We start from the raw sequence: 22,328 nt of genomic DNA on the forward strand, positions 1-22,328 counted from the left end.
GCGGCGAAACCGCGCCCGCCGCGTCTCCGACGAGCAGCCCGGCGGTGGCCCGATCCCGGTCGGCGGTGTGCTGCGACGGTTGGCGTGCCCCGCCGGGCTGCTCGTCGGAGACGCGGCGGGCGCGGTTTCGCCGCTGACGGCCGGTGGGTTGGACCCGTGCTTACGCATGGCGGAACTGGCCGCGGCGGTCGCCGCCGGGTACCTGCGTACTGGCGATCAGCGCAGGTTGAGCCTGTACGACGGGGGTGCGTTGCGGGCCCGGTTCCGGGGCCGGCTGTTGTTGCGCCGGGTGTTCGCCGGTATCCGGTCCCCCGCCGCGGCGGAGGCGGCGGTGGCCGTGCTGCGTGGTCGTGCCGGTCGTGCCGTGGCGGCGCGGATCCTGTTCGGTGACGGTTCGTTTCCGGGTGTCGATCCACAGCTTGTGGACGCCGGGATCGACCACTCCTGGGAGCGATGAACGGCTACGTGGCGCTGAAGTGCGGGTAGATCTCGGAGTTCTTGCCGAGCTTGAGCAGGGTCTCGGTCACGCGGCCCGTCAGGTCCATGATCCCGATGCCGGCCGCGGTGGAGATGAGCAGGTGCTTCAGGTCGAGGATCAGTACTCCTGCCCAGCGGTCGCCCTGGCGGGCCAGACTGACGGTGAACAGCGGCTTCACGGTGGCGATGATCGCCCGTACGGTCGGCTACGGCTCGGAGAGCGCGCTGAGCAACGCGTTCAAGCGGGTCACCGGCGCGTCTCCGCGCGAGTATCGTCGCCGGATCGGGCCAGATCGGCATCGGTGAGCGTCACAGCCGTACGATAAGGCTCGGGAGCGGTCTGCCATTGTGTGAGCATGGAACCCACCCCACCGACTCGAGGTCCGGGCCGCGTCATCATTCTCAGCGGGGCCTCCAGTTCCGGGAAATCGACCCTGGCCAAGGCGCTGCAGCGCGCACTCGATGAGCCGTTTCTCCATGTCTCGTCCGACCAGTTCGTGGCGAGCGGCATGCTCCCGGAGCGGCGTGACCACGAGGGTCCCTTCTCGTGGTGGTACGAGATGCGGCCGCGCTTCTTCAACGGCTTTCACCGGTGCCTGCCCGCCCTGGCGAGCGCCGGCAACGACCTGGTCGTGGAGCACGTCATCGAATTCCCGACGTGGCGCGAAGAGTTGTCACAACTGCTGGCGGACTTCGACGTGTTCCTCGTCGGGGTGTATTGCGACCTTGCGGAGATCGATCGGAGAGAACGCGAGCGCGGGGACCGCCGCATCGGGGAGGGGCGTGAGCACGTGGAGGTCGACGGCATCCACACGTTCGGTCCGTACGACTACGAGCTGGACACCAGCCAGGGCGTTTCGGACGCACTTGTGCAGTCGGTGGCGACCGCCTGGCGATCGAGGGGCACGCGGCGTGTGCTGACCTCGGGAGCTCACGAGATGGCCTGAGCCAGTGCGTTGCCCCCCTCCGGAGTCACCGGTTCGGTCAGGAAGACGGGCGCCTGGGCCATGAACCGCGGCTCGTCGCCCCGGTGCTCGTCGGCGGCGTGGACGGTGAAGGGATGGACCAGGTAGATGTCACCCGGCCGGCCCGTCGCGTACGCGAGCGGACGGTGTGAACTGGCCGCGTCCACCAACGGTCCGGCCTCGAACGGGTCCAGCACGCGCCCCGCCAGCGCCGCGGCCGCGTCCCGGTGCGAACCGACCCTGATCCGGGTCGGCGCGTCGTCGGGGCCGACCTCCGACAGCAGGATCAGCAGCAGCATCGTCTCCGGCTGCCCGCTGCACAGGTAGCCGCCGTCCGGCTGGGCGGCATTGGCATCGATGTGCCAGCCTCTGTCGTCGGCGGGCGGGAGGCGCGGGAACCGGATCGGCACCATGCCGAGCGAACCACGCGGCACCCAGCCACCGGCCCCGCAGAGCTCGTCGAGTGCCTCGGCGAGCCGGGGACTCCGGATGAACTCCCCGAGCGCGCCCTCACCCGTGAGGTCCGCGGCCCACACCACCGGTTCCTTCCAGGTGGCCGGGTCCCGCGGTGACAGACCGGTCTGCCGCCACAGCAACGCCCGGGCGGCGTCGCCGACCTCGCGCGGGGCAGCCTCTTCCAGCTTCACGAACCCGTCGGCGACAAAGCGGTCAATGTCAACTACACCCATGCCTGGGACGCTAACAGCCGTGTCCATCCATTTTTCGGGAGGCCGTCAGGAGCTGTCGTGTCCGGTCCGCGATCAGTCGGGGCTGCTCGGCCTGGATGAAGTGCCCCGACGCGACGTCCTCGTGGCTCCCGTCGGGCAGGATCTCGGCGTAGCGGCGCTGGTGCTCGTGGATGGCGGCGTGCTGACGCTCCCGCCCTCTTTCGGCGCGGGTCACCGACAGCACGATCGTCGGGCATTTCGGGAGTTGGGGAGGTCGTGCGCGGAACTGCGGGATGGCGGCGGCCACCGCCTGGATCTCCTTGCGGGTCTGGGAGGTCCCGGCGGGGGTGAAATCCTCGGCGAGCATGGTCTGGTAGGTGTCGGCGGAGAACAGGCGCCGCACGTTACCGGAGAACAGCCGTGCCAGAGGAGTGAACCGGCTGAGCGTCTGCGTCACCGCCAGCATGCGGTCGATCTTCTTGGCGGTCCGGTCCCAGGTGTCGTACACCGGTGAGGTCTCCGGCAGGACGTCGGCCAGCAGCAGGCCCCGCAGCCGAGGCCCCAGGCGCTCGGCGGCGCGGCGGGCGACCAGCCCGCCCATGCTGTGCGCGACGAGCACGAACTCGCCCGGGACGACGGCCTCGGTCATCGCGATCAGATCGGCGGCCATGTCATCGATGCTGAGCCGCTGGGTGACGCGGCCGCTGAGCGCGCGCCCGGCACGGTCGTAGGCCACCAGGTGCGCCGTGTCGGCCAGCAGCGGCAGCACCGGATCCCAGAAGGTCCGGCCGCAGCCTCCGCCCGCCTCGAAGACCACCGTCAGGTCATGCCCCTGGCCGGACTCCTCGACATAGACGCGCCGGCCGTTCACCGGCACCGCCCGCCCCGATACATCCCGCATGCCCGCTCCTTCCAACCGTTTTCATTTTGGATAATGGTATCTCATGTGAAATCGTTGGGCCATGGACGCCGTTGAGCTGCTGTTGCATCCGGTACGGCTGCGCATCGTGCACGCCCTGTCGGCAGGACAGGTGCTGACGACCGCGCAGTTGTGCGCCCGCATGCCCGGGGTGTCGAAGGTGACCGTCTACCGGCAGGTCGCCCTGCTGGCCGAGGGCGGGTTTCTCGAGGTGGAGGGCGAGCAGCGGGTACGCGGTGCCGTCGAGCGGAGCTACCGGCTGCGCCAGGACCGGCCCGCGATCGACGCCGGCGCCGCGGCCGCGATGTCGCTCGACGACCACCGCCGTGGATTCGCCGCGGCAATGGCCGCCCTGATCGCCGAGTTCAACGCCTACCTGGACCGCGACGGCGCCGACCCGGTCGCCGACTCGGTGTCCTATCGGCAGGGCACGCTGTGGCTCAGCCCGGACGAGCTCGCCGAGATGCTCACCGACCTGCTCGCGGTGCTGCGGGACCGGGTCGCCAACGCTCCCGCGCCGGACCGCGCGCCGTACCTGCTCAGCGCGATCCTGTTCCCCGCCGAGCAGCCGCCCCCGGACGCGCCCGGTCGCTGAGGGAGGCGGGTGGCCGAATGGCCTACTTCCCGGGGCGGAGACCGCCGGCCGATATCAGGGTTTCCGCGGGTGCCTTCTCCGATGCCGTACCACCTCTCCATGGCTGATCTTGATGTGGCGGAGGCCGAGAGGCGGGCTCCGGGAGGAGGGGCGACGTGAAGGGGAAGAAGTACGTCGGCGTGGCCGTCGCGGCGGGCCTGATCACGGCGGTGGCGGCGGCGCCCGCCGGGGCCGCCGCCGTCGAGACGGTGGGCCCCCGTGATCGGGCGGATCTGCAGGCGATGCTGGACAGGATCGTCGATGTCGGCGCGGTCGGGGCGATCGCCGAGGTACGCGACGGGAACAGGACCTGGCGCGGCACCAGCGGCCGGGCGAGGATCGGCGGGGACCGGGCGGCTCCCGTGGACGGGCGGTTCCGGGTGGGGAGCGTGACCAAGTCGTTCACGGCGACCGTGGTGCTCCAACTCGCGAACGAGAGCAGGCTGGAGCTGTCCGACAGCGTGGAGCAGTGGTTGCCCGGGCTCGTGGACAAGGGGGCCGACACCACGATCAGGCACCTTCTCCAGCACACCAGCGGCGCGCTCTGTTCCAAGGCAGGCTGTTTCCCGCTGCCCTGCTGAAGGAGATGAAGGACCCCGGCGCGACCAGGAAGACGTACGGGCTGGGCCTGGAGATGGCGCCGTTGCCGTGCGGCACCGCGCTGGGGCACGGCGGGGGCGCCCCGGGCTATCTCACGGTGGCGTTCAGCTCGGCCGACGGGTCGCGGCAGGTGGCTCTGTCGATCACCTCGTACTCGGGGGATCCCGAGAAGGCGGCCGTCGCCCTGCTGACCTCCGCCCTGTGCCCATAGGCCGGCCGGGGATTCACCAGGTCTCAGGGAGCCGGTGCCCGGACGGTGGCGAGCAGCGCGCGGATCTTGGGACGCAGGTCGGGCAGTTCGCCCGGTCGCTGAGCAGGTGGTCGAGGAGCCCGATCGCCGCGTCGTCGATCTCCCGACGGGCCGAGTCCAGTGACGGCCCGCCGTAGGGCGGGCCGGTGGTTCACCGTACGGGGACGCCGAGTTCGCGGCCCTGGTAGAAGCCTTCGCGCTCCTCGAGGACGTAAGGGCTCATGATCTCGCGGCGCCGGTTCTCGGCCTCGGAGCTGCGCCAGGAGTCGCAGGCCTCCTTCGAGTCCCAGAACGACACCCCGGTGATCTCCTCCCCGTCCTCCGACCAGTACGCGTACGCGTGACGCAGACCCTCCGGGTACGGGTCCGGGCGCCAGGCCCTCTCGAACTCCTCCAACGCCCCCGGCCTGATGCGGCGCGTCGTCACCCAGACGAAGTGCTCTCTCATCGCAGCCTCCTCAGCGGCTTTCATTCCACCATAGGCGGCCGGGGCGGCGATATAAGGGAAAATATCGGCGTAAAAGGCTGCTGTTTCTATGCCATGCCATGGGATTAGCTTGACGATCACGTGTAACCGAGGTCATCATTGATCCAAGCGATGACACGACGCTTGGATATGAGGCCCGCAGAGATGCGGGCCTCAAATCTTTCACAGGTCGGTGGCGATGATTTTCTCGATGTTCCGCTCGGCCAGGGCGGTGATGGTGACGAACGGGTTGACGCTGGTGTTGCCCGGGATCAACGCCCCGTCGATGACGTACAGGCCGGGGTAGGCGGTCAGGCGCCCGTAATTGTCGGTCGCCTTGTTCAGGACCGCGCCCCCGAGCGGGTGGTACGTGAGATGGTCGCCCCAGATCTTGTAGACGCCGAACAGATCGGTCCGGTAGATCGTCCCCTCTTTCGAATTGATTTTGTCGAAAATGGTCTTCGCCATGTCGATGGCCGGTTGTTTCCAGGCCGTCTGCCAGTTCAGGTCCACCTTTCCCGTCGCGGCGTTCCAGGCGAACTGGGCCCGGTTCGGGTTCTTGGTGATGGAGAGATAGAACGACGCGAAGGTCTCGATCCCGGTGGGCAGCGGGGCGATCTCCGCGAAGGCGCCGCCCGCGGCCCAGTTGTCGATGCCGGAGCACGGGATGGACGACTGGAGCGATCCGGTCGGGTCCCAGAGGTGGTTCGCGCGGCCGCACATGACGTTGCCGTTGTCGCCCCAGCCCTTGCCGATCTCGCCGTTCAGGTTGGGCAGCGCTCCGGTGGCCTTCAGCTTGACCAGCAACTTGCTGGTGCCCACGCTGCCGGCCGCGAAGAACACCCGGTCCGCGGTGACGGTCTTGGTGGCCGTGGTGTCGCCGCTCGTGTTCAGTTGCTCGATGGTCACCGTGTAGGCGCCGCCGGAGGCGGGAACGACCGAGGTCACCCGGTGCAGGGGGGAGACGGTGACCCTGCCGGTGGCCGCGGCCCGGGCGAGGTACGTCTTCTGCAGGGACTTCTTGCCGTAGTTGTTGCCGTACAGGATCTCGCCGGCCAGGGCCGACTTGGTCACCGTGCCGGCGGCCTCCTGCTTCATGTAGTCCCAGTCGTACACGTCCGGCACGAAGGTGAACGGGAAGCCGGAGCGCTGGGCGTGCTTGCGGCCCACGCGGGCGTACTGGTAGCAGTCGGTGGAGTCGAACCAGGCGGGGTCCACGGTGCCGACGCCGAGGCCGGTGTTCGCGCGGGGGTAGTAGGTGTCGTACATCTCGGCGGGGTTCACCGACGGGAGGATGGCGGCGAAGTTCTCGCGCTTGGGGGTGACGGCCATGCCGCCGTTCACCAGCGAGCCGCCGCCGACGCCGCGGCCCTGGTAGACCGTGATGCCGCTGAACTCCTCGGCGTCCAGCACGCCGGTGTAGCGGGGGATGTCCCGGTCGATGGGGAAGCCGAGGAAGTAGTTGAGCGGGGCTTTCGTCCGGGTGCGGAGCCAGTAGGAGCGGTTGTCCGGCTGGAGCGTGTTGCAGAAGATCTTGCCGTCGGAGCCGGGGGTGTCCCAGGCCATGCCCATCTCGATCATGTGGACGTTGACACCCGCCTGGGCCAGGCGCAGGGCGGCCACCGAGCCGCCGTACCCGGTGCCGATGACCAGGACAGGCACGCGGGCCCCGTCAGCGATCGGACCGGCAGCGGCGGCGGCCGGGTGGCTGAGGGCCGCCGCGCCCAGGAGGGACCCGGTTCCGATGAGGAAGCCGCGGCGGGAGATGTCGGGGGTCGAGGTCTTTCCGGTGCTGCGCATGCGGTCCCTCACTTCGTGAGTTCTCATAATCGGGGGGTGGGCGATGAGCCGCCGGTCAGCGTGCATGCGGTGTCGAGGCCCAGTACGTGGTTGAGGCGGCCGAACGCCAGCCACGAGCCGAGGCACATGCTCAGCTCCACGATCTCGAGCTGGCTGTAGTGCGCCGTCATCCGGGCCCAGAACTCCTCGTCCAGGCCGTGGTGGTCCAGGGCGTACCGCTCGGCGTACTCGGCCGCCAGGCGGGTGCGGTCGTCGAACGCGTCGGTCGTGCGCCACTCCGTGACCGCGTCGGCGAACGTGTCCTCGACCTTCTGCCCGTCCCGCTCCGTACGCCAGTCGAGGCAGAAGGCGCACCCGTTGATCTGCGCGGTCCGCAGCCGCGCGGCCTCGAACTCGCGCAGTCCGAGGGTCGTGTGGGTGTACACCGACATCGAGAACTTCGAGGCGGCGATCCCGATGCCGGGGACCATCTCGCCCCACACGTACGAGATCGGGTCCTTGCCTGCGGGAATGTCGATGTTCACGGTCGTTTTCCTCCGAGAGTGCCGGGTCCGAGAGTGCCGGGTCGCAGCGGGACGTCGAGCGCGTCGTACAGTCCGGGTCCGGCGTCCACGAGCCAGTCGATGGCGCCCACCAGGCGGGCGACCGCGGTGGCGTTCCCTCCGGCGGACAGGTTGCCGCCCTCGTCCGTGGCCTCCACCGTGACCTCGATGCGCGGCCGGCCCTCGATGATCACGCGGTGCGCGCCCACGCCGTTCGGAGCCGTCGGCCAGTCGGGCGCGCAGGACGAATGGATGCGGGTGACGTGTTCGACGACGATGCGGGGCTCGCCCTCGACGATGCCCTGCACCTCGAACCGGACCGCGCCCTGCGTCCCCGCCTCGAACTCGCCCACCGTGGCGTCGAGCGCGCGCCGGTCCCGGGTCTCGCGGATCTCGTCGAGCTCGACGCCGAGGGCCCTGGCCATCAGCCGTACCTGGCCGCCCCACACCATGGTCGGGACGGTCGGCGCGATCATCGGCGGCTCGTAGTCCATCGGCTGGCCCATGCCGACCAGGTACCGGACGGAGTCGGGCTGGTCGTACGTGGAGTAGTCGAAGATCTCCTGGCAGCGGATCACGTCGATGGTGGAGCCGAGCCCGCTGATCAGCACCGGCAGCACGTCGTTGCCCCAGCCGGGGTCGATCCCCGACACGAACAGCGAGCCGCCGCCCTCGCCGATGGCGGCCAGCACCGGCTCGCGCAGCTCGGACGGGGCGTTGCGCTGGTCGTAGAGCGCGTAGAGGGAGGGGGTGACGACGACGGCTCCGGCTCGGATCGCCCTGGTCACGTCGTCGAGTGCCTCCTGGGGGCGGAGGTCGCCGGAGGCCGCGTAGACCACCGCGCGGGGGCTCGCGCCCAGGACGGCGTCGACGTCGTCGGTGGCGGCGACCCCGAGCTCGTGGCCGAGCCCGCCGAGGTCGCCGGCGTCCCTGCCGACCTTGTCCGGATCGTGGACGAGTACGGCTGTGAGTTTCAGCCCCGGATGGGCCTCGACCGCGCGGATGGCCGCGCGGCCGACGTTGCCCGTGCCCCAGACAACCGTGGACATCATGGGCGGAGCGTAGCAAGCGCTTGGTTAGTCGTATAGGGGTCAGCCGCGTACGGCGCACAGCAGGCGGTTGTTCCCCCGCTGCCAGAGCGTGCCGACCTCCGCGAACCCGGCCTCCCGCAGCGCCTCGACGTGGTGCGACAGCAGGTGCGACTCCGAGCCGTGGTGCGAGGCCCCGGCCGTGGTGCGGCGCGCCTCGTTGAGCTCGGCGAAGGCCGGGTCCGCCTCGACCGCGTCCCACCAGGTCCGCCAGTCCTCCGGCGGGTTCGCGCCGAATGCCCGCTCCGTCTCCCTGTCGTGGACGGCGCGCTCAAGGCGGGAGAGGGCGGGGGAGGTGTCGTCGGTGTCCATGTGGTCGCCGTTGAGCAGCAGCCCGCCGGGCCGCAGCACGCTCGCCACCTCGCCGTACACGCTCTTGAGGTCGGCGGCGGAGATCCAGTGCAGCGCCGTCGTGCTGATCGCGGCGTCGGCGGGCCCGTCCAGCCCGAGCAGTTCCGTCCAGCCGCCGGTACGCAGGTCCGCCGAGACGAACGTCAGCCGCGGGTACGCGGCCCGCCCGAGCCCGAGCAGCAGCGGGTCGGCGTCCACCGAGATCACCTTCGCCTTGGGCAGGCGGTCGAGCAGCCGGGCCGACAGGGACCCGGGGCCGCAGCCCAGGTCGATCACCACCGGGTCCGGCCGGTCCAGCGCCTCCACGGCGTCGATCAGGGCGGTGAAGCGCTCCTCGCGGTCGGGGAGGTAGCCCTCCTGCTGGCGGTCCCAACGCGCGATCCACTGCGATGCGGCATCGTGAGTGAGCACGTCCGTCTCCTTGTGACTGTCGTTTATCCTTTGGGCAGTTACAAGCTAGAACACGAAGGTGTAACCGGTCAATTGGATTACAACAGTCACACGGATGGCGTGGTCAGGGCCACGGTGGCGATCGTCAACGCGCTGACCCCCGGTGAGCAGCGGGGACGCGCTTATCCGGCGCCGGGCAGCGCCGGTGGCGCCGCCACCGAGAGCCTGCGTACGGTCTATCCGGATCATCGTGAGGTCACCGACGCGGAGGGCGCCGAGCTGGCGGAGGTGGCCGCCCGCCTGCGGACGGTCTTCGCCGCCGTGGCCGCCGACGACATCGACGCCGCCGCCAACGAGGTCAACGCGCTGCTGGAGGAGAGCCACGCCAGGCCGACGCTGGAGCGGCACGACGGCGAGCCCTGGCACCTGCACTTCCACGGCCCGGGCGGCACGCTGGCGGGCGAGTGGGCGGCGAGCTGCGCCACCGGGCTGGCGATCGTGCTGGGCAGCGAGTTCGGCGACCGCCTGGGGGTCTGCACCGCGCCGCACTGCGACCGGGTCTACGTGGACGTCTCGCGCAACGGCACCCGGAGGTTCTGCTCCACGGCCTGCCAGAACCGCGTCAAGACGGCCGCCTTCCGCGCCAGGAGCCGGGCCGACTGACCGGGGCTGGAGGGTCCTGATCGGGGCTCCGGCGAGGAAGGCGTCGATGTCCTCGACGGCCTCGCCCCGCCCGCAGCGCCGCCACCAGCGCCTCCTGGTCGACGATCGCCGCCCGCGAGGTGTTGACCAGGTAGGAGGCCGGCCGCATCAGCGACAGCTCCCGCTCCCCGATCAGCCCTCGCGTGCGGTCGCTCAGCACCAGGTGGACGGAGCTGGCCGTGCCGCAGACCGTGACGCCGCGCGCCCGCGCGGCGGCCACGTCGACCGACGCGTTGCGCATGCCCGAGGTGATCAGCGGCCGCAGGTTGGGCGGCCGGTCGAGCACTTCGGCCGGGAACGGCGTGCGCTCCCGCACGATGACCACGATCTCGTAGTCGCGGAGGGCGGCCACGAGGTCGTCCCGGGCGGTGAAGTGGTCGCGGAAGCCGGCCACCCGCACCCTCGACCAGTCGGCCAGGCCGAGAGCCGCTCCCTGGTAGTCGTCAAGCACGGCGCAGCGCAGCACGACCAGCAATCCTGCGGAGGATCCGGTCCCCTGCTCCAGCTCCCCGGTATGCCCGGGGAGCTGGAGCCCGTTCATTCGGCAGCGAGTCGCTCTGCCTCGTCGTGCAGCGCCAGGATCAGGATCAGCTCGAGCTGGAGCTCCTCCAGATCGGGCGCCGTGAGCCCGTGTAGGACGCGCATGTCGGGCCTCCCTGACCATAGGACGCCCCACATGTCACAACGGTTCACCTGTCAGGTCTCGCTCCTGAACCGTTCCCACGCGGATTGCCGCGTCATGCCGAGCGAGGCGCCGATGCGTTCCCAGCTGACGTCCCTGCCGCGAAGATGCGCCACCCAGTCGCGCAGGTTGTCGTCCACCTGTGCCTGCACGGCGGCGATTTTCGGAAGATGCTCGAGTATTTGCTCCTCTGTCATGGACTCCCACATCGGGAGGCGGGGCTCGGTAGAGGTGGCGAGGCGCTCCTGCGTGAGGATTTCATTGCACAGTTCGATGCATTGGTCACAAATGTGCACACCGGGACCGGCAATCATCTTCTTCACCTCCGTGCTCTTCTTGTGGCAGAAAGAGCAGCGGATCTTATCCTTCCATTCGTCAGGCATGCCCTGACACTAGCCCGTCAGGCCGCACCTGACAACCCCATCTGCTCCTGCAGGATGGCCTGACGCTCGTCGGCGATCTTGCGACAGATCGTCACGTACGCGTTCAGCACCTTGCCGTACAGCCCGCGCGCCTGTTCCAACTGGGCGCGCAGCTCCAGGACGCGGTCGGCGTCGCCGCGTTGCTCGGCCTCCGCCAGCAAGGTCCGTGCCTCGTCCACGATCTCCTCGGCGCGCAACCTCGTACGGCGGAGCACGGCGGAGCACTGATGCAGCTCTTCCAAGCGAGCCGCGGAGACGATGAACTCAGCAGAGTGCACGGGCGAGTCGTCCGACGCCCGCCTGCGGAGATCCGATGCCATTTCCCGCCACCTCCCGGTCAAGGTTGCCTAACTGTAGACGCGCGAGCCCATCGAGAGGATCACCGGCGAACGTCCGGGGGTGGCTGAATGATCCTGGCGGAGAGGTTTCTATTCCTCGGTAGGAAAACCTCATTCCTGAAACTCATTCGGTCCCAGGATAAATGTGGTACTGCCAGGGCCTATTAGTGGAATGCCGTATATCTCCGTTGGCTGCAAAAGCAGGGGTGAAGACATACGATCGGCCCTCGCGGAGGCCCGGGCTCGTCACATACTGAAGCCGGACGGCAGCGCAACGTGACTCTCTGAAGTGGTGGCGGTGGTGGCGGATGTCTGAAACGGGGAACGGTGACGACGCGGTCGACGTGAGCGTCGTCATCCCGGCACACAACTGCCGGGCCTACCTCGACAGATGCCTCACCTCCGTGCTCGTGCAGCGCGTGAAGAAGGAGCTCATCGTCGTCGACGACGGCTCCACGGACGGCAGCGCCGAGCTCCTCGACCTCTACGCCGCCTATCACCGGGCCAGCGTCAAGGTCGTCCACATCGACGGCAGCGGCAGCGCGGGCCGTCCGCGCAACATCGGCATCGAGCACGCCTCGGGCCGGTACGTGTTCTTCTGCGACGCCGACGACTACCTCGGCCCCGAGGCGCTGGAGCGCATGGTCGCCATGGCCGACAGGAACGGCTCCGACATCGTCCTCGGCAAGATCGTGGGCCACGGCAGGCGGGCGCCGGCGTCGATGTTCCAGCAGAGCGCGGAGCGCGTGACCATCGGCGACAGCAACGTCTACAACAGCCTGTGCTGCTTCAAGCTGTTCAGGAGGGAGCTGCTCGAACGCCACCGCATCAGGTTCGGCGAGGGCATGCTCGTGGGCGAGGACATCCTCTTCACCGTGCACGCCTACTGCCACGCCGGGGCCGTCTCCGTGGTGGCCGACTACGACTGCTACCACCTCGTGTCCAGGCCCGACGGCAGCAGCATCATGCAGCAGCGCGGCAGCAGGGACCCGCTCGCCTGGCTGGCCATGATCAAGGCGCCGATCCGGCTCATGGCCGGGCACGTCGAGCCCGGTCCGCTCCGCGACCACCTGCTGCGCCGGCACTTCAGGCTGGACGTGTTCGCGCAGCTCGGGCAGGTGTTCCTGGAGAGCGACGACGTGCGGCGCAAGGACATCGCGCGGGAGGTGGCCGCCCTGTGCGACGAGTGGTACACCCCCGGCGTGCACGAGCTGCTCGGCAGCGTCGACAGGCAGCGGGCGGCGGCGCTCGACGACATCGACCGCCTCGTACGCCTGGCCCGCATCGAGAGCGCCGCCGTGCGGCGCAGGCTGACCGGGCTGTGCTGGGACGGCGACAGCCTCGTGGTGACGGGATCGGCCGGGCTCGACGGCATCGGCGGGGACGACGGCCTGGCCGTGGTGCTGCGCGGGCGGCACGACCCGGCCGCCGAGCTGGTCGTCCCGGCCGAGCGCAAGGGGAACGAGTTCACGGCGCGGGTGAACGTGTCCGCGCTCGGCTCGGGGATCTGGGACCTGCGGGTGGCGGTCGAGGCCGAAGGCGTGGTGCGGCTCGGCAGGCTCGGGGCCGAACGCGACAGCGGCGTCAACCGCCCGCCGCCCCGGCTGATCGGCGCCGCCGTCGCCCTGCCGTACTTCACCAGGGACAACGGCAACCTCAGCATCGACGTCGGCGGCCACGTGGTCGGGGTGCCCGGCTCGGTGCGGCTCATCAGGACGCGGTGGGCGCTGGGGCACCGGCTGATCGTCGACGGCGAGGTCTGCGTCGCGGGCGCCGCACCCGCCGCCTCGGCGGTCAAGCGGGTCGTCTGGCGCGAGCGGCGCAGCGGCCGTGAGCGGGTCGAGCGGGCCGTGGCGCTGCCAGGCGGCGGTTTCGTGGCCCGGCTCGGGGTGGGCTGGCTGCCGCCCGGCACCTGGGACGCGTACCTGGAGCTGGATCTGGGCGGGCCGCCCGCGCGGTTCAGGATCGAGACCGACGCCGAGACGGTGGCGGCGCCGCGCCGGTGGTGGGGCGCGGCGGCGCTCAGGAGCGTGCGGCCGTACGCGACCTCGGGGAAGGGGCGGCTGAGCACCGTGGTGCGGCGGCTCACGGCGAGGATGATCATCAGGCGAATCATGCGCTAATGCCATCTATATGCAGGTGCAAGACGATGTCCTAAAGTAGGACCGTTTGCTCTTGCAGGAGGTGTGCCGTGCACGTACCAGATGGCTTCTTCAATGCCGCGACGTCCATCTCGGCCGGGGTGGTGGCGGCGGCCGGGGTCACCGTCTGTCTACGCGGGGCACGGCGCGAGCTCGACGACCGGACCGCTCCCATGGCCGGGCTCGTGGCGGCCTTCATCTTCGCCGTCCAGATGCTCAACTTCCCCGTCGCCGCCGGCACCAGCGGCCACCTGCTGGGCGGCGCGCTGGCCGCGATACTCGTCGGGCCGTACACGGGTGTGCTGTGTATGGCCGTGGTCCTCCTCGTGCAAAGCGTGTTCTTCGCCGACGGCGGGCTGACCGCGCTCGGCATCAACATCACGATCATGGGCATCGTCACCGTGGTGGTCGGCTGGGGGATCTTCCGGCTGGTGACGGGGCTGTCCAGGGGACGTGTGGCGGTGGCGGCGTTCCTGGCGGCGCTGGTCTCGGTGCCGGCCTCCGCGCTGGCGTTCACGCTGCTGTTCTGGATCGGGGGGACCGCGCCGATCGAGGTGGGCGCGGTGGCGGCGGCCATGGGAGGCGTGCACGTCCTGATCGGGATCGGCGAGGCGCTGATCACGGCCATGACCGTCGGCGCGGTCCTGGCCGTGCGGCCCGACCTCGTGTACGGCGCCCGCGGCCTGACCAGGCCCCTGGTCCTGCGCGGCGCCGAAGGCGCGACCACCACCGTGGGCGGGCAGGAGCCGGCCGCCACGCCCGGCAGGCTCAAGCCGTTCCTCCTCGGAGGGGTCGGCCTGACGCTGGTCCTGGCCGGAGCCGTGTCGTTCTTCGCCTCGTCCTCGCCCGACGGGCTGGAGGCGGTCGCCGAGAACAAGGGCTTCCTCGGCCAGGCGACCGACCACCTGGTGACGTGGGGGCTGGCCGACTACGGCGAGGTCGGCGGCATCCCCGTAGGCGTGGCCGGCATCGTCGGCGTCGGGCTCGTGCTGCTCATCGCCGGGGCCGTGGCGTACGCCGCCCGCGGCCGCGACGCGGCCAAGGTGTGACGCGTGGGCGCGGGGCACCATCACCAGCTCTACCTGCCGGGCGACTCGGTCGTGCACCGGCTGCCGCCGCAGTGCAAGCTGCTGGCCGTCTTCGCCTTCGCGATCGTCGTGGTGGCCACGCCGAGGGAGCGGTTCTGGGCGTTCGCGGTCTACGCCGCCCTGCTGGGCGCCGTGGCGGTGGCCGCGCGGGTGCCGCTGGCGTACGTGCTGCGGCGGATGGTGATCGAGGTGCCGTTCGTGCTGTTCGCCTTCCTCACCCCGGTCATCGGGCTGGGGGAGCGGACCACGGTCCTCGGGCTCTCGCTGAGCGTGCCCGGCCTCTGGGCGGCCTGGAACATCCTGGCCAAGGCCACGCTCGGCGTGATCGCCTCCATCCTGCTCGCGGCCACCACCGAGCCGCGGGTGATCCTGATCGGCGCCCAGCGGCTGCGGCTGCCGGCCCTGCTGGTGCAGATCGCCATGTTCATGCTGAGGTACATGGACGTGATCATGGACGAGATGCGGCGGATGCGGGTGGCCAGGGAGTCGCGTGGGTTCGAGGCGCGTGATCTACGGCATGTCCCGGTGATCGCCCGGTCCGCCGGGGCGCTGTTCATCCGTTCGTACGAGCGGGGCGAGCGCGTGCATCTGGCCATGCTCAGCCGGGGATACACCGGCCAGATGCCGGTGATCCAAGATATTTCGGCATCTGTACGTCAATGGGGCATCGCTCTGGCTCTGCCGGCCATGGCCCTCGCAGTATGGGGACTTTCGTGGTGAACTCTCTCGACGTCAAGCAGCTCGCCTACGCCTATCCCGACGGCACGCAGGCGTTGTTCGGCGTGGACCTGTCGATCGGCCGCGGCGAGCGCGTGGCCCTGCTCGGCCCGAACGGCGCCGGCAAGACCACCCTCGTCATGCATCTCAACGGGATTCTCACCCCGGGGCACGGAAGCGTCACCGTGGCCGGCACGCCGGTGCGCAAGGACACGCTCAAGGAGGTCAGGCAGCGCGTCGGCCTGGTCTTCCAGGACCCGGACGACCAGCTCTTCATGCCCACGGTCAGGGACGACGTCGCCTTCGGCCCGGCCAACGCGGGCATGCGCGGCGAGGACCTCGACCGGGTGGTCAAGGACGCGCTGGAGCGGGTGGGCATGCTGGAGGCCATCGACCGGCCGCCGCACCACCTGTCGTTCGGGCAGCGGCGCCGGGTGGCGGTGGCGACCGTGCTGGCCATGGCGCCGGAGATCCTGGTGCTCGACGAGCCCTCGTCCAACCTCGACCCGGCCGCCCGCAGGGAGCTGGCGGAGATCCTGCGCTCGCTCGACGTGACGGTGCTCATGGTCACGCACGACCTTCCGTACGCGCTGGAATTGTGTGAACGTTCACTGATCCTTTCCGGCGGTGTCATCGCCGCCGACGGCCCCACGCGTGACCTGCTCTCCGACGCGGAACTGCTGGCCGAGCACCGCCTGGAGCTTCCATACGGATTCGCGATCCCTGCGGTGTGAGGGCATTTATCCGCGTCCTGCCCGCCTCTTCATAGTTTGTGCATGCCCGGGACCCGGGGATGTCGAAGTACAGTGGCTCATCGAGGAGGGGCCAAATGAAGCTGCGGCTTGCGCGACACGCCCTTGGTGATGCCGTGGTGGTGGCCGTTGAGGGAGAGCTCGACCTGTTCACCGCACCGTTCCTGCGCGACGAGGTGCGTGACGCGATCAAGCAGGACAGCGCCAGGCTGGTGCTCGACCTGCAGCAGCTGTCGTTCATGGACTCCAGCGGCCTGTCGGTGCTGATCGAGGCCTGGCGGCTGGCGACGGGCGAGGGCGGCGGCGTGTCCCTGGCGGCGCCCCAGGCGCCGGTGGCGCGCATTCTCCGTACGACGGGGCTCGACCGGCGCATCAAGGTCTATTCCGACGTCGACAGCGCTGTGGGTGAGATTTGACGCCCCCCGAGTAGAACTTCATTCGGTCGGCGGGTTAGGGTCCGGGATATGGACGTGAACGGATCTGCAGCAATCATCTCCGGCGGCGCCAGCGGCCTCGGGGAGGCGACGGCCCGCGAGCTGGCCCGCGCCGGCGCCACGGTCGTCGTCGCCGACCTCAACGAGGAGCGCGGCAAGACCGTCGCCGACGAGCTCGGCGGGGTGTTCGTCAAGACCGACGTGTCGGACGACGAGCAGGTGCAGGCGGCCGTGGACGCCGCCGTGGCCACCGGCAAGCCGCTGCGCGTGGTGGTCAACAGCGCCGGCATCGGCTGGGCCGAGCGCACGGTCAACCGTGACGGCAGCCCGCACAACCCGGCCACGTACCGCAAGGTCATCGAGGTCAACCTGATCGGCACGTTCAACCTCATGCGCATCGGCGCCGCGGCGATCGCCAAGACGGAGCCGGCCGACGCGGACGGGCAGCGGGGCGTGGTGGTCAACACGGCCTCCGTGGCGGCGCTGGAGGGGCAGACGGGGCAGCTGGCGTATTCGGCCTCCAAGGGCGGCATCGTGGGCATGACGGTGCCCGCGGCGCGCGACCTGGCCGCGATCGGCGTGCGGGTGAACACGATCTGCCCGGGCATCATCGACACGCCCATCTACGGCTTCACGGCGAACTCCGAGGAGTTCAAGGCCAAGCTCGTGGCGCCGGTGGTGTTCCCCAAGCGCATGGGGCGGGCCGACGAGTTCGCGCACCTGGTGCACTCGCTGATCCAGAACGACTACATGAACGCCGAGGTCATCCGCTTCGACGGCGGCATCCGCTTCCAGCCCAAGTGAGGTCTCGTTGTCTGACGAAGTACTCGTCGAGGAATCCGAGAACGTCGCCGTAATCACGATAAATCGCCCTAAAGCGCGGAATGCTGTGAACGGGGCGGTGGCGCGGGGGATCGCCGAGGCGCTGGACGCGCTCGACGCCCGCCCCGACATTTCCGCTTATGTCCTGACCGGTGCCGGTGGCACCTTCTCCGCGGGCATGGACCTCAAGGGGTTCCTGTCCGGCGACTTCCCGGTGGTCGAGGGGCGCGGCTTCGGCGGGCTCGCCGAGTCGCCGCCGAAGAAGCCGCTGGTGGCCGCCGTGGAGGGGTACGCGCTCGCGGGCGGGTTCGAGCTGGCGCTGTCGTGCGACGTCATCGTGGCGTCGTCGGAGGCCAAGTTCGGGCTGCCGGAGCCCAAGCGCGGGCTGGTGGCGGGCGCGGGCGGCGTCATGCGGCTGCCGCGCCGGATCCCGTACCACGTGGCCATGGAGATCGCCCTGACCGGCGACCACTATCCGGCGGCGCGGCTGTACGAGCTCGGGCTGGTCAACCGGATCACCGTGCCGGGGGAGGCGTTGGAGGGGGCGCTGGAGCTGGCCCGCAAGATCGCCGCCAACGCGCCGCTGGCGCTCGCCGCGACCAAGAAGGTGATCATCGAGTCGCAGGACTGGTCGCTGGAGGAGATGTTCGCCAAGCAGGGAGCGATCGTCGGGCCGGTGTTCGGCTCGAAGGACGCCATGGAGGGCGCGGCCGCCTTCGCCGAGAAGCGCGCCCCCCGCTGGACGGGCGAGTAACCGTCCGGCGCCCGGCCTCTCACGGGCGGGAGAGCACCCCCCAACCGCTCTCCCGCCCGAGCCCTTGCCTCGGCGCCCCGCCATCCCCCCGAGGGAACCTCAGCCCGCTTCTCGCGGATGCGGGGCCTCGGGGTTGCCGGATTGCGTCAGGGGCGGGCTTTTAGCGCGTGCATAAGTGTTCCTGGCTACGGTAAAGAAAGAGAAGGCAACGTACCGGGAGAGCGCATGAGCGACTATTCGGGTCACAGGTTCGAGTCGGCCAAGCGCGGCGCCGGGGCGCTCCTGTCCGGTGCGCTGAGCGCGCTCGCCGTCGTGGTCGCCATGCTGGCCGTGATGTGGGTCGTCGAGGGCTTCGACTTCGTGCTGAACGGCAGGCTCGACCGCGAGTTCGGCATCATCGGATGGGAGCCCGACGGCCTGATCGGCATCCTGTTCGCCCCGTTCCTGCACGGCGGCTTCGGCCATCTCATGGCCAACTCGCTCCCGCTGCTGGTCCTCGGCTTCCTGGCCGGCCTGCGTGACCTGCGCAAGTTCCTGTGGGCCAGCGTGCTGATCATCCTCATCGGCGGCTTCGGCACCTGGCTGACCAGCCCCAACGTCTACACGGTCGGCGCCAGCGGCCTGATCTTCGGCTACTTCGGGTTCATCCTGGCCCGCGGCCTGTTCGACCGCAGGCTGCTCGACATCGCCATCGCCGTCGGCGTGGGCTTCGCGTACTGGGGGATCCTGGCGGGCCTGCTGCCCAACCAGCAGGGCATCTCCTGGCAGGGCCACCTGTTCGGGCTCATCGGCGGCGTGGTGGCCGGCTGGGTGCTGCGCCGCAAGGGCCGCGAGATCCCGGCGTACTGAGGGTCAGAGATGTGACCGCGTGTGCTCCGCCGGGGAGGTGGCCAGCAGGCGGTCGATGTAGGCGAGGCCGATGGCCGAGGCCACGAAGGCCAGGTGCATGATCGTCTGCCACATGATCTTGTCGTTGGGCGTCGACTGGGCCCTGATGAACGTCTGCAGCAGGTGCACCGACGAGATGCCGACGATGGCCGTGGCCAGCTTGACCTTCAGGACGTTCGCGTTGACGTGGGAGAGCCACTCGGGCTCGTCGGGATGGTCGTTGAGGTTGATGCGGGAGACGAAGGTCTCGTAGCCGCCGATGATCACCATGATCAGCAGGTTGGAGATCATCACCACGTCGATGAGCGCCAGGACCGTGAGCATGACCACGACCTCGGGCGACGGCGTCGCCGCGGTGACCGGCGCGGTGTGCAGGAACACCGTCTCGATCAGGTGCCAGAGCTCCAGCGCGAACTGCCAGACGTACACCGCCTGGGCCACGATGAGGCCCAGATAGAGCGGGACCTGGAGCCAGCGGCTGGCGAACATCAGATAGCCGAGGCTCTTCGGCCGTGAGATCCCCTGGCCGGATCTGACTTTTTCGGGCAACAATGTTTCCTACTAATCGAACCGGAGGGTTGGTCAGTTGGCGAGCCTGGGGTCCCTGGAACGCGCGATCATGGACGTGCTGTGGGATGCCCGGAAACCGATGCGCGTCAGGGAGCTGCTGGTCAGGCTCAACGAGGAGCGCGAACTGGCGTACACGACGGTGCAGACCGTGGCCGAGCGGCTGGTGAAGAAGGGGCTGCTCGAACGTACGCCCTACCGCAACGCGTTCCGCTACGCCGCGGTCAAGTCGAGGGACGAGCACGTCGCCGACCTCATGCTCGAAGCGCTCTCGGCCGGCGGCGACAGGTTGCCGGTGCTGGCCAGGTTCGCGCAGAGAGTCGAGGAGGCGGACGCGCTCGCCCTCATGGAAGAGCTGTCACGCCGTCAGAGGCGCTCGACCACGTAGTCGACGCAGACCGTCAGTGCCTCGATGTCGGCCGGGTCGATCGCCGGGAACATCGCGACGCGCAGCTGGTTGCGGCCCAGCTTGCGGTACGGCTCGGTGTCGACGATGCCGTTGGCGCGCAGCACCTTGGCCACGGCGGCGGCGTCGACGGAGTCGGCGAAGTCGATCGTGCCGACGACCTGGGAGCGGAACTCCGGAGCGGCGAACGGCGTGGCGTACGCCGACTTCTCCGCCCACGTGTAGAGGCGCTGGCTGGACTCGCCCGTGCGGGCGGTGGTCCAGGCCAGGCCGCCGTTGGAGTTCATCCAGTCGAGCTGGTCGGCCAGCAGGAACAGCGTGGCCACGGCCGGCGTGTTGTAGGTCTGGTCCTTCGAGGAGTTGTCGATCGCGACCGGCAGGCTGAAGAACTCCGGCACGTAACGGCCGGTCGCAGCGATCTCCTCGACCCTGGCCAGCGCCCGCGGCGACATGATCGCGATCCACAGGCCGCCGTCGGAGGCGAAGCTCTTCTGCGGGGCGAAGTAGTAGACGTCGGTCTCGGCGATGTCGACGGGCAGGCCGCCGGCGCCGGAGGTGGCGTCCACGAGCACCAGCGAGTCGTCGGAGCCCACGCGCTTGATGGGCATGGCGACGCCGGTCGAGGTCTCGTTGTGGGTGAGCGCGTAGACGTCCACGCCCTCCTCGGTCACGGCCGTCGGGTAGGTGCCGACCTCGGACGTGATGACGCTCGGCTCGCCCAGCCACGGGGCCTTCTTGGCCACCGTCGCGAACTTCGAGGAGAACTCGCCGAACGACAGGTGCTGCGACCTGTCGCGGATCAGCCCGAAGGCGGCGATGTCCCAGAACGCCGTGGTGCCGCCGTTGCCCAGCACGACCTGGTAGCCCTCGGGCAGCGAGAACAGGTCGGCGAGCCCGGAGCGTACGCGGCCGACCAGGTTCTTGACCGGCTTCTGGCGGTGGGAGGTGCCCATGAGGCTCGCGCCGGAGGCGGCGAGCGCGGCCAGTTGCTCGGTGCGTACCTTCGAGGGCCCGCAGCCGAAGCGGCCGTCGGCGGGCTTGATGTCAGCGGGAATCACGATGTCAGCCACTTGACCAGGGTACTGATCCCGCGGGGCTGACAAGGGACCGGGGCGGAATCTGAGAAGAAGCCCACACCCAAAACTGACGAAAAGGCCCCGGGCGCCGCCGAACTCGTGGTGAGGCGGACGTGCCGGGGCCGATCCCGTCAGTTCTTGCCGGTGACCTCGGCGGCGCCGGGGACGTCGCTCAGGGGACGCGAGGCGGGGCCGACGTAGTTGGCGCTCGGGCGCACGAGGCGGCCCGTGAGCTTCTGCTCCAGGACGTGCGCGGCCCAGCCGGCCGTGCGCGCGCAGGTGAACATCGAGGTGAACATGTGGGAGGGCACCTCGGCGAAGTCCAGGACCACGGCCGCCCAGTACTCGACGTTGGTGGCCAGCACCCGGTCGGGCTTGCGGGCGTGCAACTCGTCCAGCGCGGCCTGCTCCAGCGCCGCGGCGACCTCGTAGCGGGGGGCGTCGAGCTCCTTGGCGGTACGGCGGAGCACGCGGGCGCGCGGGTCCTCGGCGCGGTAGACGCGGTGCCCGAAGCCCATGAGCCGGTTGCCCTTGTCGAGCTCGCTCTGGACGTACTTCTTGGCGTCGCCGAGCTGCTCGACGCCCTCGATCATGTGCAGGACGCGGGCCGGGGCGCCGCCGTGCAGCGGGCCCGACATGGCGCCGACGGCGCCGGAGAGCGCCGCCGCCACGTCGGCCCCGGTGGAGGCGATGACGCGGGCGGTGAACGTGGAGGCGTTCATGCCGTGCTCGGCGGCGGAGGTCCAGTAAGCGTCGATGGCCTTGACATGCTTGGGATCAGGCTCACCGCGCCAGCGGATCATGAAACGTTCGACGATGGTCTCGGCCTCGTCGACCCGGCTCTGCGGCACCATCGGCAGGCCGAGGCCGCGCGCGGACTGCGCGACGAAGGAGAGAGCCATGACGGAGGCGCGGGCGAGCTGGTCGCGGGCCTCCTCGTCGGTGATGTCGAGCAGGGGCTTGAAGCCGTAGGCCGGAGCCAGCATGGCCAGGGCGCTCTGCACGTCTACGCGGATGTCACCGGAGTGGACAGGGATGGGGTACGGCTCCGCCGGGGGCAGGCCCGGCTGGAACTTGTTGTCGACCAGCAGGCCCCAAACGGCCCCGAACGGGACGCGGCCGACCAGCTCCTCAATGTCGACGCCCCGGTATCGAAGGGCGCCCCCTTCTTTGTCCGGTTCCGCGATCTCGGTCTCGAAAGCTACGACGCCTTCGAGCCCGGGTTTGAAGTCGGACATACTCGGCCGCCTCCCTTTCCCTTGCCATGTTTGGGCAATGCTGTGCCAATGGTCGGGGCCGCTTCGGGGGTCGTTGGCATCGTTGCCCTCGCTCTCTCCCCCCGAGCTCCTCCGCTCTGTTGATGTCGAGATACCGGCGGGTCAATTTAAC

Annotated in this window: 29 protein-coding genes and 1 pseudogene; 16 read left to right on the forward strand and 14 right to left on the reverse strand. The window is 69.7% G+C overall.

The genetic code is table 11. From position 1 onward, the window contains the following. Positions 1-457, forward strand: a pseudogene (locus ACWDX9_RS14760) (hypothetical protein); the annotation flags it as partial. Between the two features lie 4 nt (positions 458-461). On the opposite strand, the gene ACWDX9_RS14765 reads toward ACWDX9_RS14760, so the two are convergent. Further along, entirely contained in the window at positions 462-656 is a 195-nt protein-coding gene (locus ACWDX9_RS14765; RefSeq protein ID WP_449953509.1) for a hypothetical protein, read from the reverse strand. Between the two features lie 7 nt (positions 657-663). Here ACWDX9_RS14765 and ACWDX9_RS14770 point away from each other — a divergent pair, with 7 nt between their 5' ends. Continuing rightward, positions 664-783, forward strand: coding sequence for a helix-turn-helix domain-containing protein (locus ACWDX9_RS14770; RefSeq protein WP_449953511.1), 120 nt, complete (start codon positions 664-666; stop codon positions 781-783). Between the two features lie 50 nt (positions 784-833). Next, positions 834-1,424 carry a chloramphenicol phosphotransferase CPT family protein gene (locus ACWDX9_RS14775; RefSeq protein ID WP_449953514.1) on the forward strand — a complete coding sequence of 197 codons (591 nt, stop codon included), beginning with the start codon at positions 834-836 and terminating at the stop codon, positions 1,422-1,424. On the opposite strand, the gene ACWDX9_RS14780 is transcribed toward ACWDX9_RS14775, so the two are convergent. Both ACWDX9_RS14780 and ACWDX9_RS14785 read right to left on the reverse strand, forming a co-directional pair. Then, positions 1,409-2,131, reverse strand: coding sequence for a phytanoyl-CoA dioxygenase family protein (locus tag ACWDX9_RS14780; protein WP_449953517.1), 723 nt, complete (start codon positions 2,129-2,131; stop codon positions 1,409-1,411). The genes ACWDX9_RS14775 and ACWDX9_RS14780 overlap by 16 nt on opposite strands. Before the next feature lie 10 nt (positions 2,132-2,141). Further along, on the reverse strand, positions 2,142-3,011 hold the full coding sequence (locus ACWDX9_RS14785; protein ID WP_449953520.1) for an alpha/beta fold hydrolase: 870 nt from the start codon (positions 3,009-3,011) through the stop codon (positions 2,142-2,144). Between the two features lie 61 nt (positions 3,012-3,072). Between ACWDX9_RS14785 and ACWDX9_RS14790 the strand changes: the two genes are divergently transcribed. From ACWDX9_RS14790 to ACWDX9_RS14800, 3 genes are all read left to right on the forward strand, one after another. Continuing rightward, positions 3,073-3,624 carry a helix-turn-helix domain-containing protein gene (locus ACWDX9_RS14790; RefSeq protein WP_449953522.1) on the forward strand — a complete coding sequence of 184 codons (552 nt, stop codon included), beginning with the start codon at positions 3,073-3,075 and terminating at the stop codon, positions 3,622-3,624. 155 nt (positions 3,625-3,779) lie between these two features. Then, positions 3,780-4,244, forward strand: a complete 465-nt coding sequence (locus ACWDX9_RS14795; protein WP_449953525.1) for a serine hydrolase domain-containing protein — start codon at positions 3,780-3,782, stop codon at positions 4,242-4,244. A 5-nt stretch (positions 4,245-4,249) separates the two neighbouring features. After that, positions 4,250-4,474 (forward strand): hypothetical protein, encoded by a 225-nt coding sequence (locus ACWDX9_RS14800; protein ID WP_449953527.1) that lies wholly within the window; start codon positions 4,250-4,252, stop codon positions 4,472-4,474. Between the two features lie 190 nt (positions 4,475-4,664). On the opposite strand, the gene ACWDX9_RS14805 is transcribed toward ACWDX9_RS14800, so the two are convergent. From ACWDX9_RS14805 to ACWDX9_RS14825, 5 genes are all read right to left on the reverse strand, one after another. Then, positions 4,665-4,961 carry an antibiotic biosynthesis monooxygenase gene (locus tag ACWDX9_RS14805; RefSeq protein ID WP_449953529.1) on the reverse strand — a complete coding sequence of 99 codons (297 nt, stop codon included), beginning with the start codon at positions 4,959-4,961 and terminating at the stop codon, positions 4,665-4,667. A gap of 201 nt (positions 4,962-5,162) precedes the next feature. Further along, positions 5,163-6,779, reverse strand: a complete 1,617-nt coding sequence (locus ACWDX9_RS14810; protein ID WP_449953532.1) for a GMC oxidoreductase — start codon at positions 6,777-6,779, stop codon at positions 5,163-5,165. Positions 6,780-6,802: 23 nt separating this feature from the next. Beyond that, complete coding sequence (locus tag ACWDX9_RS14815) at positions 6,803-7,303, reverse strand: carboxymuconolactone decarboxylase family protein (RefSeq protein WP_449953534.1); 501 nt, start codon at positions 7,301-7,303, stop codon at positions 6,803-6,805. Next, positions 7,300-8,373 carry an NAD(P)H-dependent amine dehydrogenase family protein gene (locus tag ACWDX9_RS14820; RefSeq protein ID WP_449953537.1) on the reverse strand — a complete coding sequence of 358 codons (1,074 nt, stop codon included), beginning with the start codon at positions 8,371-8,373 and terminating at the stop codon, positions 7,300-7,302. The genes ACWDX9_RS14815 and ACWDX9_RS14820 overlap by 4 nt, the downstream gene beginning before the upstream one ends. A 39-nt stretch (positions 8,374-8,412) precedes the next feature. After that, positions 8,413-9,171, reverse strand: coding sequence for a class I SAM-dependent methyltransferase (locus tag ACWDX9_RS14825; RefSeq protein ID WP_449953539.1), 759 nt, complete (start codon positions 9,169-9,171; stop codon positions 8,413-8,415). A 72-nt stretch (positions 9,172-9,243) separates the two neighbouring features. Between ACWDX9_RS14825 and ACWDX9_RS14830 the strand changes: the two genes are divergently transcribed. Continuing rightward, complete coding sequence (locus tag ACWDX9_RS14830) at positions 9,244-9,813, forward strand: CGNR zinc finger domain-containing protein (protein WP_449953542.1); 570 nt, start codon at positions 9,244-9,246, stop codon at positions 9,811-9,813. On the opposite strand, the gene ACWDX9_RS14835 is transcribed toward ACWDX9_RS14830, so the two are convergent. The 3 genes from ACWDX9_RS14835 to ACWDX9_RS14845 all read right to left on the reverse strand — a co-directional run bounded on the left by ACWDX9_RS14835 (position 9,773) and on the right by ACWDX9_RS14845 (position 11,276). Beyond that, positions 9,773-10,393 carry an NAD(P)-dependent oxidoreductase gene (locus tag ACWDX9_RS14835; protein WP_449953544.1) on the reverse strand — a complete coding sequence of 207 codons (621 nt, stop codon included), beginning with the start codon at positions 10,391-10,393 and terminating at the stop codon, positions 9,773-9,775. The two genes, ACWDX9_RS14830 and ACWDX9_RS14835, sit on opposite strands and share 41 nt — an antisense overlap. A gap of 155 nt (positions 10,394-10,548) precedes the next feature. After that, on the reverse strand, positions 10,549-10,917 hold the full coding sequence (locus ACWDX9_RS14840) for a ClpX C4-type zinc finger protein (RefSeq protein WP_449953547.1): 369 nt from the start codon (positions 10,915-10,917) through the stop codon (positions 10,549-10,551). 17 nt (positions 10,918-10,934) lie between these two features. Continuing rightward, positions 10,935-11,276 carry a hypothetical protein gene (locus ACWDX9_RS14845; protein WP_449953549.1) on the reverse strand — a complete coding sequence of 114 codons (342 nt, stop codon included), beginning with the start codon at positions 11,274-11,276 and terminating at the stop codon, positions 10,935-10,937. A gap of 326 nt (positions 11,277-11,602) precedes the next feature. On the opposite strand from ACWDX9_RS14845, the gene ACWDX9_RS14850 reads away from it, so the two are divergent. From ACWDX9_RS14850 to ACWDX9_RS14885, 8 genes are all read left to right on the forward strand, one after another. Beyond that, positions 11,603-13,417, forward strand: a complete 1,815-nt coding sequence (locus ACWDX9_RS14850; protein WP_449953552.1) for a glycosyltransferase family 2 protein — start codon at positions 11,603-11,605, stop codon at positions 13,415-13,417. A 68-nt stretch (positions 13,418-13,485) separates the two neighbouring features. Then, positions 13,486-14,484, forward strand: coding sequence for an energy-coupling factor ABC transporter permease (locus tag ACWDX9_RS14855; protein ID WP_449953555.1), 999 nt, complete (start codon positions 13,486-13,488; stop codon positions 14,482-14,484). A gap of 3 nt (positions 14,485-14,487) precedes the next feature. Then, positions 14,488-15,243 (forward strand): cobalt ECF transporter T component CbiQ, encoded by a 756-nt coding sequence (gene cbiQ / locus ACWDX9_RS14860; protein WP_449953557.1) that lies wholly within the window; start codon positions 14,488-14,490, stop codon positions 15,241-15,243. Beyond that, a complete protein-coding gene (locus ACWDX9_RS14865; RefSeq protein WP_449953560.1) occupies positions 15,237-15,974 on the forward strand; it encodes an energy-coupling factor ABC transporter ATP-binding protein in 738 nt (245 codons plus the stop codon). The genes cbiQ and ACWDX9_RS14865 overlap by 7 nt, the downstream gene beginning before the upstream one ends. Positions 15,975-16,069: 95 nt before the next feature. Next, entirely contained in the window at positions 16,070-16,408 is a 339-nt protein-coding gene (locus tag ACWDX9_RS14870; RefSeq protein WP_101785558.1) for an STAS domain-containing protein, read from the forward strand. A gap of 48 nt (positions 16,409-16,456) precedes the next feature. After that, positions 16,457-17,230: an SDR family NAD(P)-dependent oxidoreductase gene (locus ACWDX9_RS14875; protein WP_449953562.1), complete on the forward strand. Its 774-nt coding sequence runs from the start codon at positions 16,457-16,459 to the stop codon at positions 17,228-17,230. 7 nt (positions 17,231-17,237) lie between these two features. Beyond that, positions 17,238-18,002, forward strand: coding sequence for a crotonase/enoyl-CoA hydratase family protein (locus ACWDX9_RS14880; RefSeq protein WP_355204451.1), 765 nt, complete (start codon positions 17,238-17,240; stop codon positions 18,000-18,002). 225 nt (positions 18,003-18,227) lie between these two features. Further along, positions 18,228-18,851, forward strand: a complete 624-nt coding sequence (locus ACWDX9_RS14885; RefSeq protein ID WP_350733349.1) for a rhomboid family intramembrane serine protease — start codon at positions 18,228-18,230, stop codon at positions 18,849-18,851. Between the two features lie 3 nt (positions 18,852-18,854). Here ACWDX9_RS14885 and ACWDX9_RS14890 read toward each other — a convergent pair whose 3' ends face one another. Beyond that, positions 18,855-19,439: a TIGR00645 family protein gene (locus tag ACWDX9_RS14890; protein ID WP_350733351.1), complete on the reverse strand. Its 585-nt coding sequence runs from the start codon at positions 19,437-19,439 to the stop codon at positions 18,855-18,857. A 37-nt stretch (positions 19,440-19,476) separates the two neighbouring features. Between ACWDX9_RS14890 and ACWDX9_RS14895 the strand changes: the two genes are divergently transcribed. After that, positions 19,477-19,845, forward strand: a complete 369-nt coding sequence (locus tag ACWDX9_RS14895; protein WP_364264891.1) for a BlaI/MecI/CopY family transcriptional regulator — start codon at positions 19,477-19,479, stop codon at positions 19,843-19,845. On the opposite strand, the gene serC is transcribed toward ACWDX9_RS14895, so the two are convergent. Both serC and ACWDX9_RS14905 read right to left on the reverse strand, forming a co-directional pair. Continuing rightward, positions 19,824-20,933: a phosphoserine transaminase gene (gene serC / locus ACWDX9_RS14900; RefSeq protein WP_449953566.1), complete on the reverse strand. Its 1,110-nt coding sequence runs from the start codon at positions 20,931-20,933 to the stop codon at positions 19,824-19,826. The genes ACWDX9_RS14895 and serC overlap by 22 nt on opposite strands. Positions 20,934-21,070: 137 nt before the next feature. Beyond that, positions 21,071-22,177, reverse strand: coding sequence for a citrate synthase 2 (locus tag ACWDX9_RS14905; protein ID WP_350733356.1), 1,107 nt, complete (start codon positions 22,175-22,177; stop codon positions 21,071-21,073). Between the last annotated feature and the right edge of the window lie 151 nt (positions 22,178-22,328).

Source organism: Nonomuraea sp. NPDC003201, assembly GCF_053590415.1.

Coding starts and splice junctions, on each gene's coding strand:
- ACWDX9_RS14785 (WP_449953520.1), bottom strand. CDS start 3,011: ATGCGGGATGTATCGGGGCGGGCGGTGCCGGTGAACGGCCGGCGCGTC.
- ACWDX9_RS14835 (WP_449953544.1), bottom strand. CDS start 10,393: ATGAACGGGCTCCAGCTCCCCGGGCATACCGGGGAGCTGGAGCAGGGG.
- ACWDX9_RS14805 (WP_449953529.1), bottom strand. CDS start 4,961: ATGAGAGAGCACTTCGTCTGGGTGACGACGCGCCGCATCAGGCCGGGG.
- ACWDX9_RS14800 (WP_449953527.1), top strand. CDS start 4,250: ATGAAGGACCCCGGCGCGACCAGGAAGACGTACGGGCTGGGCCTGGAG.
- ACWDX9_RS14845 (WP_449953549.1), bottom strand. CDS start 11,276: ATGGCATCGGATCTCCGCAGGCGGGCGTCGGACGACTCGCCCGTGCAC.
- ACWDX9_RS14770 (WP_449953511.1), top strand. CDS start 664: ATGATCGCCCGTACGGTCGGCTACGGCTCGGAGAGCGCGCTGAGCAAC.
- ACWDX9_RS14885 (WP_350733349.1), top strand. CDS start 18,228: ATGAGCGACTATTCGGGTCACAGGTTCGAGTCGGCCAAGCGCGGCGCC.
- ACWDX9_RS14875 (WP_449953562.1), top strand. CDS start 16,457: ATGGACGTGAACGGATCTGCAGCAATCATCTCCGGCGGCGCCAGCGGC.
- ACWDX9_RS14905 (WP_350733356.1), bottom strand. CDS start 22,177: ATGTCCGACTTCAAACCCGGGCTCGAAGGCGTCGTAGCTTTCGAGACC.
- ACWDX9_RS14775 (WP_449953514.1), top strand. CDS start 834: ATGGAACCCACCCCACCGACTCGAGGTCCGGGCCGCGTCATCATTCTC.
- ACWDX9_RS14840 (WP_449953547.1), bottom strand. CDS start 10,917: ATGCCTGACGAATGGAAGGATAAGATCCGCTGCTCTTTCTGCCACAAG.
- ACWDX9_RS14780 (WP_449953517.1), bottom strand. CDS start 2,131: ATGGGTGTAGTTGACATTGACCGCTTTGTCGCCGACGGGTTCGTGAAG.
- ACWDX9_RS14820 (WP_449953537.1), bottom strand. CDS start 8,373: ATGATGTCCACGGTTGTCTGGGGCACGGGCAACGTCGGCCGCGCGGCC.
- ACWDX9_RS14870 (WP_101785558.1), top strand. CDS start 16,070: ATGAAGCTGCGGCTTGCGCGACACGCCCTTGGTGATGCCGTGGTGGTG.
- ACWDX9_RS14790 (WP_449953522.1), top strand. CDS start 3,073: ATGGACGCCGTTGAGCTGCTGTTGCATCCGGTACGGCTGCGCATCGTG.
- ACWDX9_RS14850 (WP_449953552.1), top strand. CDS start 11,603: ATGTCTGAAACGGGGAACGGTGACGACGCGGTCGACGTGAGCGTCGTC.
- ACWDX9_RS14810 (WP_449953532.1), bottom strand. CDS start 6,779: ATGCGCAGCACCGGAAAGACCTCGACCCCCGACATCTCCCGCCGCGGC.